This window comes from Spirochaetota bacterium (assembly GCA_017999915.1).
GTDB lineage: Bacteria > Spirochaetota > UBA4802 > UBA4802 > UBA5550 > RBG-16-49-21.
The window spans coordinates 121,878-136,590 of record JAGNKX010000006.1; the positions used below are offsets into that span (position 1 = coordinate 121,878).

6 protein-coding genes are annotated in these 14,713 nt (G+C 59.0%); all 6 read right to left on the reverse strand.

Going from position 1 to position 14,713, the window contains the following annotated elements:
- Positions 1-2: 2 nt before the first annotated feature.
- The 6 genes from KA369_10520 to KA369_10545 all read right to left on the reverse strand — a co-directional run bounded on the left by KA369_10520 (position 3) and on the right by KA369_10545 (position 14,245).
- Positions 3-374 carry a response regulator gene (locus KA369_10520; protein ID MBP7736394.1) on the reverse strand — a complete coding sequence of 124 codons (372 nt, stop codon included), beginning with the start codon at positions 372-374 and terminating at the stop codon, positions 3-5.
- Positions 375-384: 10 nt separating this feature from the next.
- Entirely contained in the window at positions 385-4,869 is a 4,485-nt protein-coding gene (locus KA369_10525) for a response regulator (protein ID MBP7736395.1), read from the reverse strand.
- A gap of 21 nt (positions 4,870-4,890) precedes the next feature.
- Complete coding sequence (locus tag KA369_10530; protein ID MBP7736396.1) at positions 4,891-5,112, reverse strand: hypothetical protein; 222 nt, start codon at positions 5,110-5,112, stop codon at positions 4,891-4,893.
- A 128-nt stretch (positions 5,113-5,240) separates the two neighbouring features.
- Complete coding sequence (locus tag KA369_10535; protein ID MBP7736397.1) at positions 5,241-9,428, reverse strand: PAS domain S-box protein; 4,188 nt, start codon at positions 9,426-9,428, stop codon at positions 5,241-5,243.
- A 66-nt stretch (positions 9,429-9,494) separates the two neighbouring features.
- Positions 9,495-10,607, reverse strand: a complete 1,113-nt coding sequence (locus tag KA369_10540) for a two-component system response regulator (protein MBP7736398.1) — start codon at positions 10,605-10,607, stop codon at positions 9,495-9,497.
- Positions 10,604-14,245, reverse strand: coding sequence for a response regulator (locus KA369_10545; GenBank protein ID MBP7736399.1), 3,642 nt, complete (start codon positions 14,243-14,245; stop codon positions 10,604-10,606). Before KA369_10545 ends, KA369_10540 begins: the two co-directional genes overlap by 4 nt.
- Positions 14,246-14,713 lie beyond the last annotated feature (468 nt).

Here is a 14,713-nt window from a genome sequence, read left to right on the forward strand (position 1 = left end):
TGTTATATCATTGATGTCACAAGGCGGCGTATCGCTTCCGGATCAAGGGGCTTGGTGATGAACCCGGCCGCTCCGAGGGACGTGGCTTTCTCCCGGTCCTCGTCGCTCGCCAGGGCGGTCACGTATATGACCGGTATGGCCGCGGTGGCGGGATCGGCCTTGAGCCTCCCGAGTACTTCCCACCCGTCCATTTCCGGCATCAGGATATCAAGGAATACCAGGTCCGGCCTGGGATCGCCCGCGCATATCTTCAGCGCTTTTTCGCCGCTCGTCGCGGCTTTGATCTTTCCAAAGGGGGCCAGAATGGCGCTCAGGGCCGTTATATTTTCCGGCGTGTCGTCTACGATGAGAATGTTTTTCCCGGTTGCAGTCATTGGTGCCTCGCTAATCCATTGGTAAATTATCGATACGGTTTTTCAATTCTGTCATATGCTCCAGAACCGATTCGAAGTCGTAGTTTTCAGCCTTTTTCTTCATGGTGGTGAGAAGATCATGAAGGTCCGGGATGTCCATGTCGTATATCTCGGAAATGACGGCGATGGATGAGATATCGTCGTTCCTGAGGAGGGCCTCAAGGGCATCGGCGCGCTCCATCAGGCGGCCGACGTCGATCGCCGCCGGGCCTTGGCGCCGCGTTTCCTTCGCGGCCGCGATCCATGATTCCAGGCCGGTCACGACCTCCGAGAGGGCCCGTTCCATCAGGTCCAGCTTCATCCCCGCGTCGCGGCCGTGCTTGAGGGCGAACTCCGCGTCACGGGAGGCGGCGTGAAGCTCCTTCGCGCCGAGGTTGCCCGCCACCGATTTAAGCGAATGGGCGAATCGCACCGCCTCGGCCTGTTCCCCGTGGGCGATGAGCGAGCGTATCGATTCTACGCAGGACCCCTGCCGCTCGGGGAACTGGCGCAGCAGCCTGATGTAGGCCGCGGCGTTTCCGGCAAGGTGGGTGAGGCCGTCATCGATATCAATGCCGGGGAGCTGTTCCGGCAGGGCTGAAGCATCCGCATGGAACGAGTGAAACGAGCCTTCATCGGGCTTCACGTCAAAGGGTTTGTCCGGATCAGGCTTGATGAATTCGACGAGGGTGCCGTACAGCTTCTCCGGATCGACCGGTTTGGCCACGTGGGACACCATCCCCGCTTCGCGGGCCCTGTCAAGGTCCTGCTCCATGGCGTTGGCGGTCATGGCTATGATCGGGATGCCGTCAAATTCGGGCCTTGACCTGATGATGCGGGTCGCCTCGTATCCGTCCATGACGGGCATCTGCATGTCCATCAGCACGGCGTGGAAATCGGCCTTCATTTTTTCAACCGCGTCCCTGCCGTCGACGGCCAGGGTGACGGAGAGCCCGGCCCCTTCGAGAAGCTCGATGGCGACCTGCTGGTTCAGGTCGTTGTCCTCGGCCAGGAGGATCCTGGCGCCGCGGATGTCCCTGACGATCTCCGCCGGGTCTTTGCCGGCGCGGCTCCGCCGGTGGCCCTGGACGGCTTCGTCTCTGCGGAGGAAGATGTTCATCAGGGTGTCGATGACGGTGGAGGGACTGACCGGTTTTATAAGGAAGCCTTCAATGCCGATCTCCTCTGCGCTGTTCAGGAGCCCCTCGGATCCATAGGCCGTCACCATGACAATCGTCGGGATTTTCGACAGGTTCGGATCGGCCTTGATCCTCCGGCTGGCCTCCAGGCCGTCCATGCCGGGCATCTTCCAGTCCATGAGCACCAGGTCGTAACCGGCGCCCGTCCCGGACGCCCGTTCCAGCTCCCTGATGGCGTCATCCCCGGAGGGGCACACAGAGACCTTGAAATCGAGGCGCTCCATCATGTCCTTCAGTATCTGCCGCGAGCTCTGGTTGTCATCGACCACGAGTACCCGCATGCCCCGGAGCTCAACGACCTTCTTGTCTATGGGCGCTTCCGATCCTTTCTGGACCCGGAAGGCCGCGTTGAACCTGAAAACGCTTCCGGCGCCGAAGGTGCTTTCCATCGATATGGCCCCGCCCATCATTTCCACGAGGCGGCGCGATATGGAAAGGCCCAGGCCGGTGCCTCCGTATTTTCGCGTCGTCGAGCTGTCGGCCTGTGAAAAGGACTGGAACAGCTTACCCATCTGTTCGTCAGTCATGCCGATTCCGGTGTCCGAGACCGTGAATTCGACATGGACCGAGTCATCCGACCGACGGAGGAGCCGCGACCTGACCACGATCTCCCCTTTTTCGGTGAATTTGACCGCGTTGCTGCAGAGGTTGACCAGCACCTGGTTGAGGCGCAGGGGGTCGCCGATCAAGAGGTTGGGTATGTCCGCCTGCGTGTCAAAGATCAGTTCGAGACCCTTCTCCTGGGCCTTGACGCTGACGACCGTTGAGAGGTTTCCCATCACGTCGTCGAGGTTGAACGGGATCTGCTCCATGTCGAGCTTTCCGGCCTCGATCTTGGAAAAGTCCAGGATGTCGTTTATGATATGGAGAAGGCTGTGCGCCGCCCGGTCGATTTTTCCCAGGTAGTCCCGCTGCCGAGGATTGAGGCTGGTCTTGAGAGCCAGGTGCGACATGCCGACGATGGCGTTCATCGGGGTCCTGATCTCGTGGGACATGTTGGCCAGGAAATCGCTCTTTGACCTGTTGGCCGCCTCCGCCGCGTCCCTGGCCTCCTTCAGTTCTTTTTCGGCCCGCCGTATCTCGGTGATGTCGCGGATCGATTCAATGGCGCCGATGATGTTCCCCTGCGAATCGCGGAGGGCCGACGCGAATCCGATAAGGATGATCCCGTTCGTTCCCAGCATCGGAATAAAGGACTCGGCGGTCAGGATATCGCCCTCGCGCTGGACGTGCTTGTAGCTGGTGTCAAGCTCCTCTTCCGAGGCGAACACGAGGTCGATCAGGACGGGGCGCCGCTCCCCGTAGAATGGAAGGGAGTACTCGTGGTCTCCCTTGCCGATGATGCCGTTACGTTTAACTCCTGTTATGTTTTCCATTGCCCTGTTCCACGCGGTGACCCTTCCCTCGCGGTCGATGACGAAGGTGGCGTTGGGGAGGAAGTCGATGATATCGGCCAGGCGGCGCTCCGAGTCGAGCAGTGCCTCGGTCGCCGATTCCAACTCCGTGATGTCCCGGAAGTACCAGACGCGCCCGTAATAGTCGCCTTCGTCGTCTATCATCGGGGCTGAGTAGCGGTCGAAGGTGTGGCCGTCTTTCAGGAGGATTTTGTCGCGGCTTGTCTCGGAGCGGTTCCGGTTCAGGTAGCGTATCTTGCCGGTGACTTCTTCCGGGTCAACACAGTTTTCCAGCATTGACTGCTGCACCTGCCGGGCCGACCGTGATTCAATCACGGTGAGTGGAAGGTTCCACATGTCGACGAACCGCCTGTTGTACGAGAGGATGCTCCCTTCCCCGTCGACGATGAGGACGCCGTCAAGTGAGACCTCCTGCTGTGTCGTGAGCAGGATATTCCTGAGATACAGCTCCTTCTGTTTTTCCTTGATCTCGGTGAGGTCCGATATGATGCCGAGAAGGTGATACTTGGTCCCCAGGGTTATCCTGACAAGGCTGATCTCGCAAAAGACCTCTCCGCCGCCGCGGTGCCTGAAGACAAACTCGCTGCGGACCTGACCCTCTTCCATGGCCCGGTCGCACATCTCGTAAAAAAAGATGACCGACGCCGCGCCGTTATGCTGGATTTCAGGGAGCAGTGACGGAAGGTCCGACAGGAATTCATCTTCGTGATCGACGCCGAACATCGTTTTCACCGCGGGATTGATGCTGAGGAGCCGCGGCGGCGTTTCATTGGCGTCAATGATGAGTATCGCAACGGGTGACTGCCGGTGCACGGCGCCGAGCATTTCTCCCGTTAACCGCTTCTCGGTGACGTCTATCAGCACGGCCATGGCGCCGCCCCCCGCCTCGGGGCTGACGGGCGAGACGTTGAGATTGATCCAGACCGGTTCGCTGCCGGGGGTTATTATGCCGATGTCACGGTTGTCTATCCTTTTCATCTCCGACAGGGTATCCACCAGGAGGTATTCGGAGGCAGGCATCACCGATCCGTCCTGCCGCAGGATTTTCCAGCCCCGTTCAACCACCTCCTTCAGGTTTTTGAGGGGCTCTGCCAGGTTCAATATCTCCAACAGCTTTTTGTTGTGCTGCTGAATCGATCCGTCCGGCATCAGCCTGAGCAGGCCCACCGGTATGGCGTCGAATATCACGTCATTGAGCAGCGTCTTTACCGAGATCGTATGCCTCTGATCATCGATGGTGATATTCTGAAGAAAATTTTTCTTGAAGCCCGAGTACATGATCCGCGTCAGGACCCAGGATATCAAGGTCAGGGTTGTTCCATTTGCATAATGGCCGTAGAGCTGATTGTAGTCGGTCTGGGTGTAGGATATCCCGATCAGAAAAAGCGCCAGTGCAATACCATGGATGACGATACTCGCGGAATGGGAAAAAAGGATTGAGGCGCTGATGCCGAAGGAGAAAATGACATAGGCGGTGATCTGGCCGTGAATCTTCTGGTCGGCCGCCGCTGTCGCCACCGCGCTTAACATCAGGGCGAGGCAGATTCCATTGACGGCTATTTTATGGAAGATGTTGATGCCTGCTTCCGATTTCGGCCTGGAGAGGAAAAAAACAAGGGCAAAAAATACCATCGCCGCCAGTGTCGCGCAATGGATAATGAAGAGATCATAGTAACCGGGATTGCTCCAGAGCCCCTTGTCTTTATTTGACAAATCAGCGATGACATTTAAAATGAAAACGGGAATCAGGATGGCGGCAAAAATTCTGCACCGGGCGAAATCGGTTGCGTAGAGATTGCGGATGAAAGTCTGTTTTAAGTCTTTCGGTAATCTGGTGATTGTCACGTACCTGTTCAATCTCATGTTGTTTTCACCTGGTATGTGTTATTGCCCATCCCGGAGGATTTCCCCGGCCCGGTCAGTATTATCCGGGTAGAGGTCCGGGGGGACTTTTTCTTTACCCAGCGTGCTCGCAACCATGAAACGGGCGCACCGCGCATTGCTGCCCAGGCAGTATTTCTTTTTGATAAAGATGGATTTACCCGGCATGTTCGCCAGGGTATCGTTGAAAAAAGGACATGTTTTCAATGATGGGCATTCCGCCATACATACCTCTCAAACCGTTATTATAGGCTGTACCCTGAAAAGTATTCTGTCAAACACTAATGGGCCCGGTGCCGATGATTCTTCCATGTTGGAAATCAAACGGGATAATGCCCGTAATGGCCGGCGGCTTAATCCTCTTTTATATTCTCCAGCAGTTTTTCAAGCTTAGCAAGGCGCAGCAGCGCCGATTCAAAATTATAATTTTCAGCTTCTTTCCGCAGGTCGGACAGTACCTCCCGGAGGGCAGGAATCCTCATCGCGTCCAGCTTGTCAATGATCCCGATGGCCGCGGTGTCATCGTCCTTGAGAAGAGCCCCGAGTTCCTTTGCCATCTCCTCCAGGCGTTCTCTGCCGACGGGCGCGGTCTCGTCACGCCGTTCATTCCCGGCGGCCGCCGCCCAGGATTTGATCCCCGAGACAATGTCATCAAGGGCGCGGTCCATGGCGGCGAGCGCCACGGCGGGGTCGCGGCCTTCCTTGAGGGCGAGCTCGGCATCGCGGGAAAAGGCGAAGAGCTCCTGCGCGCCGATATTGCCGGCCACGGACTTGAGCGAATGGGCCAGGCGCACCGCCTCGGTCATTTCGTTCTTTTCCACGCAGGAGCGAATTGATCCGGCGCTTTGCCCCAGCCGCTCCGGGAACTGCAGCAGGAGCCTGATGTAGGCCTGCGCGTTGCCTCCCAGGTGGGACAGGCCGTCGTCGATGTCTATGCCGGGAAGGCTGTCAGGAAGCCCGGCGCGGTCCGTCACGCGCGCTCCGCCTGTCGGCTCCTCCTTCGTGTCAAAGGGCTTCGCCGGGTCCGGTGTGATGAATTCGGCAAGGGTGCGATAGAGCCTTTCCGGGTCGACCGGTTTCGCCACGTGGGAGACCATCCCGGCTTCCCGCGCCTTCTCGAGGTCCTGCTCCATTGCGTTGGCTGTCATGGCTATGACGGGGATGCCGTCGAATTCGGGCTTGGACCTGATGATGCGGGTAGCCTCGTACCCGTCCATGGCGGGCATCTGCACGTCCATCAGCACCGCGTGAAAATCGGCCCTCATTTTTTCGACCGCGTCCCTGCCGTCCACGGCAAGGGTGACGGAAAGGCCGGCGCCCTCCAGGAGCTCTATGGCCACCTGCTGGTTCAAGTCGTTGTCCTCGGCCAGGAGGATCCTGGCCCCGCGGATGCCCTGCACGATCTCCGCGGGGTCCTCGCGGAGATCCCGTACGGCGGCGCGGCTCTCCTCTGCGCCGCTGTCGTGGAAAATGCGGATGATCGTGTCCACGATCGTCGAGGGGCTCACCGGCTTCACGAGAAATCCGTCGATGGCCGCTTCCCCGGCGCGGTTCATGAGGTCCGCCGAGCCGTAGGCGGTGACCATGATGATCCTCGGGGGCTTCGATATGTCCGGGTCGGACCTGATCCTCCGGCTGGCCTCCAGGCCGTCCATGCCGGGCATCTTCCAGTCCATGAGCGCCAGGGAGTAATCGTCGCCGGCCTTCGACGCCTGCCTGAGCTCGCTGATGGCTTCCTTCCCGGAGGCGCACACGGACACTCGGAAGGCGAGGCGCTCCATCATGTCCATCAGTATCTGCCGCGAGCTCTGGTTGTCGTCGATGATGAGAACCCTCATCCCTCTCAGCTCGCCTATCCTTTCGTTTATCGATATTTCGGGGCCTTTCTGCAGCTGGAACAGCGCGTCGAAGCGGAACGCGCTCCCCTCGCCGAAGGAGCTTTCCACCTTGATGGAGCCGCCCATCATTTCAACCAGGCGGCGTGATATCGAGAGGCCCAGGCCCGTGCCTCCGTATTTTCTCGTGGTGGAGCTGTCGGCCTGAGAAAAGGAGTGGAACAGTTTTTTCATCTGCTCGGGGGTCATGCCGATGCCGGTATCCGTGACGCTGAATTCGATTTTCGCCTTGCCGTTGACCGCCCCCGCCAGCCTGGAGCGCACGACGATCTCCCCCTTTTCGGTGAACTTGACGGCGTTGCTGCAGAGGTTCACCAGCACCTGGTTGAGGCGCAGGGGGTCGCCGACCAGGCGGTTGGGAATGTCGGCCCCGGTGTCAAAGATGAGCTCCAGGCCTTTCTCCTGGGCCTTGACGCCCACGACCGTGGAGAGGTTTGCCAGCACTTCGTCGAGCTGAAAGGGCACGCGCTCCATGTCCAGCTTGCCCGCCTCGATCTTGGAGAAGTCGAGTATGTCGTTGATGATCTGGAGCAGGTTGTGGGCCGCGCGGTCGATCTTCCCCAGGTAGTCCCGCTGTCGCGGATCGAGGCCGGTCTTCATCGCCAGGTGCGTCATGCCGATGATGGCGTTCATCGGCGTCCGGATCTCGTGGGACATGTTGGCCAGGAACTCGCTCTTCATGCGGTTGGCCTCCTCGGCGGCCTCCTTCGCCTCCGTGAGGGCCTTCTCGGCGCGCCTGCGCTCGGTGATGTCGCGGGAGAGGCATAAGAATTCGGTGCCCGCGCCTGGGATCTCCACGGTCTTGGTCAGCACACCCAGCCACATGAGATCGCCGCCCTTCAGGTTGATCGGGAATTCGTAGTAGGTCTGCGGGATCTTCCTGACCGCCATGTCCAGGTAAAAATCCTTTGCCGCCTGCCGGTGTTCCGCGTCGATGATGTCCCAGAAATGATGCTTTTTCACGTCGTTGGCCGAAAAGCCGAGTATCCTTTCGGCCGCGGGATTGAGAAACGTGTAATAGCCCCTGTAGTCGACCCGGTAGATGAAGTCGGAGGCGTTCTCCACGATCTGGCGGAATTTCTCCTCGCTCTCCAGCAGGGCCGTTTCCGCTTTTCGCCGGTCTGAGATGTCGCGGGAAGCGCCGAGGAAGCCGATCAGGCGGCCGGCATCATCCCGCATTGTTTTAATGTTGACCTCGACCCATAATGTGGAGCCGTCTTTCCGGTACTGCAGGATGTCCCTGCGCAATGCGGGGTTGTCTCCCTTCTCGATGGCCGGCAGCAGGCGCGTATATTCGCCGATTATCACGTTCAGCGATTCCGGCGTCATGCAGTCCTGAAGGCTTTCCTGCAGCGCCTCCTCCACGGTCAAGCCGCGCAATTTCGTGATGGAAGGACTCATGTAGGTGAATTTCAGATTGGCGTCCGTGGTCCAGATCACGTCGTCGCTGTTTTCGGCCAGGAGCCGGTACTTCGCCTCTCCTTCGCGAAGGGCCTCTTCAGCCCGCTTTCGCTCCGAGATGTCGCGGGTGACTCCGAGGTAGCCGATGAGGCGCCCCCCGGCGTCCCGCATGGTCTGGATCGACGCCTCCACCCAAACGGTGGATCCGTCCTTGCGGCATTCTTCGAGGTCTATGCGAAGGGTTGGGTTTTCCCCCCTCTCGACCGCGGGGAGCATGCGCGTATACTCGGCGATGATCCTGTTCAACGAGTCGGGCGTCATGACCTGATCCAGGGTCTCATTCATGGTCTCCTCGGGGGTCAGGCCGCGCAGTTTCATGTTGGAGGGACTTACATAATTGAATTTCAGATTGGCGTCCGTGGTCCAGATCACGTCATCGCTGTTCTCGGCCAGGAGCCGGTACTTCGCCTCGCTCTCGCGGAGGGCTCTTTCCTTGGCCGAGAGCTCTTCAACCGTGGCCATAAGCTCCTCATTGGCCGCCTCGAATTCCTCGTTTGACGCCACGAGCTCTTCGTTTATGGTTTGCAGATTCTCATCCTGCCTTTTTATGGTGGTGGTTTGCATGAAACTCTTCCTGTATCCCAGGAACATCATCCGGGAGAAAACCCATGCCATTGAGATCATTATCAGAATATTGATCTTCAAACCCTCTATTAACATGGCATCTATTTGAGTATAATCCAGCATGATGATAAAGGCCAGATAAGAAAGTGAATACATGACAAGGCTTTCCCGGTGGCCCATGATTATCAGGGCCCCCAGGCCAAATGCGATAATCACATGGGCTATTATCTGCTTGGCGATGGGGAATGCCAGCAGCGTGGTCGAAACGCCCACCAGGAGCATGACGAACACAAATATAATAACCGTGAAGCGGTGCAGGAGCGTGATCTCTTGAGCGGTCCGGGGCGGCTTGAAATAAATCGGGACAAGCATCATTATTAGAAAGACGGCGGTAGCGATATGAATATAGAAGACCACTATTACGGTGCCGGAGGACAGGATCTTATCCCAGATCAATAATCGGTCAAAGGCAACCAGTGAAACATAGACCAGGAGGAGGATGGGGATCAGGATCCTGAGGCGGTTGAAATTTGTAAAACTGACATCCATGACGAAGGCGCGCCGCGTCTCGGCATTCATGCCATGGGACCGGTATAGTGATCTGAGTTTGTCGAAAATCATTGCCGCCTCTGCAGTGCTAGTGTGGTATTGCTTCCCGCCGCTATCTACCTTTTCCGCCTTCGGGTGTTATTCCAGCGATTTTTTCAATTCCGCGTCAGCGTCGAGGTGCTGCTGGGCGATCCGCCTGAACTCCTCATTAAGCTCTATGAACGCGTCTACAACAACGGGATCGAAGTGGCTCCCTTTGCTTTCGTTTATGATCTGGATCGCCTTCTCGTGGGGCATTTCCTTCTTGTATACGCGGCAGGAAATCATGGCGTCGTAGACGTCGGCCAGGGCCATGAGGCGCGCCGCGACCGGGATGTCGGCGCCGGCGAGCCCGTCGGGGTAGCCGCTCCCGTCCCACTTCTCGTGATGATAGAGGATGATCTCCTTGGCGATTCTTAAAAACTCCACGGCCAGGCCGAGGGTATGCTCGGCATGCTCGATCGCTTCCCGGCCGAGGATGGTGTGCTTCTTCATGATCTCGAATTCTTCCGGATCCAGGCGGCCGGGCTTCAGCAGAATCCGATCCGGAATCCCAACCTTTCCGATGTCGTGGAGCGGCGCCGACTTGAACATCATGGTTATGAAGGAATCATTGAGGAATCCCTCGAAGCGGGGATGGGATCTCAGCTTCCCGGCGAGAAGCTGCACGTAGAGCTGGGTCCTTCGGAGGTGGTTGCCGGTGTCGTTGTCGCGGGTCTCGGCCAGGGACGCCAGGGCGAGGATGGTCACCTCCTGCAGCGTCTGCACCTCCGACGTGCGCCGCTCGACTTCCTTCTCGAGAAACAGGTTCTTGTCCCGGAGAAAGTCCGAGGCCATCTTGAGCTTCAGGTGGGTCTCGATCCGGGCCATGACAATGGGAGGGCTGATCGGCTTGGTGATGTAGTCCACGGCCCCCAGCTCGAGGCCCTGCTTCTCGTCCTCGATGGCGGTCTGGCCGGTGAGGAAAATGACGGGAATATCGCGGGTCGCGGGATCGGCCTTGAGGCGGCGGCACACGTCAAAGCCGTCCATCCCGGTCATGAGCACGTCGAGGAGCACCAGGTCCGGCAGGGAATCGCCTGAGCAGATCTGCAGCGCCTTCTCGCCGTTGGTCGCCGCTTTCACCCTGTAGGTCCCGCTCAGGGATGCCGTGAGAATCCGGATTATTTCGGGCGTGTCGTCCACGACCAGGATAGTTTTCTTGTCGTTCATGGGTTTTCCCGTCCTTGATCTGTCATCGCGTCGATTATTGAAAGGGCCCCGTCGAAATCATAACCGGAGAGGGCCTTGTGAATTTCCTCCAAGCGCTCCCTGACCGCCCGGGGCGCCCGCTCAATGATCTTCTCGCAGGCCTCGTGGGAAAAGGCGTCGTTGTCCGCAATGAGGGCCCGCAGCTCCCTGAGCGCGCCGGACCACGCGGCGCCGTCCGGCTCGATCCCGGGATCGCCCGGTTGTCCGGCACCGCTCGAAAGCCATTGCCGGAGACCCTTCATGACGATATCATGATCCGCTTTCAGCGCTTCAAGTATCTCCGTGGTCTCCGATTCGTTCTTCAGCGTGCGCTCCGCGGCGGCGCTCGCGTTGTACAGCTCCCTGGCGCCGAGGTTTCCCGCCACGGACTTGAGGGAATGGGCGGCCCGGGCGGCGGCCTGGCGGTCCCGCGCTTCCAGCGCCATAAACACATCATCCAGCATCCGGCTGTTCCGGGCAAAATGCGCCAGGAGCCTCCGGTAGGCCCCGCGGTTGCCGGCGAGATGGCCGAGGCCTTCGGCGATGTCGATCCCCGGGAGGACGGCCGGCAGTTCCGCCTGCGCGGCCGCTGCGTCTACCGCCGGTTCCCTGTCGGGGATGATATCGAAGGGCTTTGCCGGATCTTGCCTGATGTGTTCCGCAAGGGTGCGGTAAAGCTTTTCCGGGTCCACCGGCTTGGCCACGTGGGACACCATGCCGGCCTCACGGGCCTTTTTCAGGTCCTGCTCCATGGCGTTTGCGGTCATGGCGATGACCGGGATACCGTCGAACTCGCGTTTCGAACGGATGATCCGGGTCGCCTCATACCCGTCCATGACCGGCATCTGCACGTCCATCAGCACGGCGTGGAAATCGGCCGTCATCTTTTCCGTGGCGTCCTTTCCGTCGCCGGCCAGGGTGACGGAGAACCCGGCTCCCTCCAGGAGCTCGATGGCCACCTGCTGGTTCAGATCATTGTCCTCCACCAGGAGTATCCGCGCGCCCCGGATGTTCCTCACTATGTCCGCCGGATCGCCGCCCCTGCGGCTTTGCCGGGGCGCCGGGCTTTCCTCGTCGGCGCGCGGCAGGATGTTCATGAGGGTGTCGATGACGGCGGAGGGGCTCACCGGCTTCAGGAGGAACCCGTCCAGGCCGATGTCGTCGGCGCTCTTCATGAGCCTCTCCGAGCCGTAGGCGGTCACCATGATGATCTTCGGCGCCGGCGCGAGCTTCGGATCGCCCTTGATCCTCCGCCCGGCCTCCAGGCCGTCCATGCCGGGCATGTTCCAGTCCATCAGCACCGCGTCGTACCGCTCCCCGGCGCCCGAGGCCCGTTCCAGCTCGCGCAGCGCCTCTTCGCCGGAGGCGCACGAGGAGACGGCGAACTGAAGCCGCTCCATCATGTCGGTCAGTATCATCCGGGAGCTCTGGGTGTCGTCCACGACAAGGACCTTCATCCCCTGGAGCTCTTTGATCTTCCTTGCCGGTGATATGTCCGGACCTTCCTGCACCTTGAAGAAGGCGTCGAACCTGAAGACGCTCCCAGCGCCGTATTCGCTTTCAACGCGGATGGCGCCGCCCATCATCTCGACGAGGCGCCGCGAGATCGAGAGGCCCAGTCCCGTGCCCCCGTACCGCCTCGTGGTGGAGCTGTCGGCCTGGGAGAAGGACTGGAACAGCTTTTCCATCTGCTCCGGCGTCATGCCGATGCCGGTATCCGAAATGGCGAATTCGATCCTGGCGGCGCCGCCGGCCTTTTCCAGCAGCCGGGACCTGACGACGATCTCGCCCTTTTCCGTGAACTTGACGGCGTTGCTGCAGAGGTTCACCAGCACCTGGTTGAGGCGCAGGGGGTCGCCGATCAGACGGTTGGGAATATCCGCGCCCGTGTCGAAGATCAGCTCGAGGCGCTTCTCCTGGGCCCTGACGCCGATGATCGTGGAGAGGTTCGCCATGACATCGTCAAGATGGAAGGGGATCGATTCCATGTCGAGCTTGCCTGCCTCTATCTTGGAGAAGTCCAGTATGTCGTTGATGATCTGCAGCAGGCTGTGGGCGGCCCGGTCGATTTTCACCAGGTAGTCCCGCTGCCGCGGGTCGAGGTCGGTCTTCATCGCCAGGTGGGACATGCCGATGATGGCGTTCATCGGGGTCCGTATCTCGTGGGACATGTTGGCCAGGAACGCGCTCTTGGATATGTTGGCGGCGTCCGCGGCGTCCTTGGCCTCCTTGAGCGCCGTGATGTCGCGCGCCGTCCCGCGGAACCCGACGATCTCGCCGCGGCTGTTCGTGATCGGATAGGCCGAGGCGGCCGAGTGGGCCGCCTTTCGCCCCTCCCGGGTATACTGCCAGTAGAAATCGCCGGAAGAATTTCCGGTTTTATAGAGGTCGTGGAATATCTGGAACACGCGGGGCGCCTCATCGGGATCCATGAAGTCGCGGAAGTTCACGCCCTCTATCTCATGCTCGTTGTAGCCGAGAAAATTCCTCAGGGCGGGGTTGCAGAAGAGAATGTTTCCCTCCAGGTCGACCTCGTAGTAGCCGCTGTCCATGCTTTCGAGGATGGTCCTGTATTTTTCCTCCGCTTCCCGGAGCGCCAGCTCGGACCGCCTGCGCCCCGTAATGTCCTCGATGGTTCCCTCGACAAAGACCGGCGCGCCCGTCTCGTCGTAAATCATGGTGCCGCTGATGGAGGCGGGAAGGATGGAACCGTCGGAGCGGGCAAAATCCGTCTCGAAACCGGCCACCGGAGCCTCTGAGATTTTCTTCCATAGACGCTCCCTGTCGGCCGGGATCGCGTACAGGGCGGAGAGACCCGCGCTGTTCATGTCGTCGATGGAATTGAACCCGAGCATGCCCAGCAGGGCCCGGTTCGCGGCGAGCACCGTGCCGTCGGTCGAGATCCTGAAAACGCCGATGGGCGAGTTCTCGAAGAGGCGCTGATACTCGATCTCCGAGAGGCGGATCTTTTCGTCCTGCCTCTTGATCGTCTGACGGGCGATGAAATTCTTCCTGTGGCCCCTGTAGATGACCTGGGAAAGGAACCACCCGATCACGATCACCGTTGAGCCGTTGATGTAATGCGTGGACGCCACGCTGGGGTTGTTCTGGGAATAGCCTATGGCTATGAAGAACAGGATCAGCGAAGCGGCATACAGCAAGGTGCGTGAGATCAGCGGCATCAGGACGATGGCCCCCAGGCCGATGGCCATGCTGACAAAGGGAGATATCTGCCCGCTCAGGTGCTGGTCCACCATGGTTGTCAGGATCTGCGTGAGGACGGTGATGACAACGATGGCCATGACGCCGATCCTGTGCCGTACCGTGACGTTGTCGGGGTCGGCGGGCTTTGAAATGAAAATGGAAAGGATGGCCAGTAGGTATACTATGACCGACGCAAGGTGAATATAGAAGAGGTTGAGATACCACTGGTTGCTCCATAATCCCCGGGCCCTGTTGACCAGGTCAAGGGCAAGGAGGATGATAAAAATAACCAGGAGCACCAGGGAGAATATCCTTGAGCGCCTGTAGTTGATAAAGATGATTTCCCTGACAAAGGCCGAGCTGGTGTCGTGGTCAAGCTTTTGCGAGCGAAATGATTCTTTTATCCTATCAAGCATAATTACCCCGCCGCTTGATATCTGGTCCGGATGCGTGAAAGAGATTTGGCGCCATGCCGCATCGGCCGTTGAAATGAAGGGTGTTGCTGGAAATTGAATGACGCCCCCATGACGTTACGCGTTTCATGTTCATCATGTTGCTGCAGTATATTCCAGATGGGGCGGCGATATCCTTCTAAGCTTGGCCGCAGGTTGGAATCTGAAACGCGGATTGCACACGTGGAAGACCGGCTGGCACGGGAAAATTTCAGAAAGTTGAATAAGACTCTATTGTTTTTAAATTGATCGGAATTCAACGGTTGTGTACCCTTTCGTGATCATACCCCTCCCCACAACAACACATCCCGAATTTTCTATTTATTCAAGCGACTCTGTACGAAACGCTTTAAATTAATATGGGCATATCAGTTCGTCAAGTTTAATTTGCCGGTGGGACGTGGCGTAGCAACTCCGGAGGAGCTGGGCTCC

Bases quoted from the DNA above. Each gene is read 5' to 3' on its own strand.
- KA369_10520 (MBP7736394.1), bottom strand. From the start codon at position 374: ATGACTGCAACCGGGAAAAACATTCTCATCGTAGACGACACGCCGGAA.
- KA369_10525 (MBP7736395.1), bottom strand. From the start codon at position 4,869: ATGAGATTGAACAGGTACGTGACAATCACCAGATTACCGAAAGACTTA.
- KA369_10530 (MBP7736396.1), bottom strand. From the start codon at position 5,112: ATGGCGGAATGCCCATCATTGAAAACATGTCCTTTTTTCAACGATACC.
- KA369_10535 (MBP7736397.1), bottom strand. From the start codon at position 9,428: ATGATTTTCGACAAACTCAGATCACTATACCGGTCCCATGGCATGAAT.
- KA369_10540 (MBP7736398.1), bottom strand. From the start codon at position 10,607: ATGAACGACAAGAAAACTATCCTGGTCGTGGACGACACGCCCGAAATA.
- KA369_10545 (MBP7736399.1), bottom strand. From the start codon at position 14,245: ATGCTTGATAGGATAAAAGAATCATTTCGCTCGCAAAAGCTTGACCAC.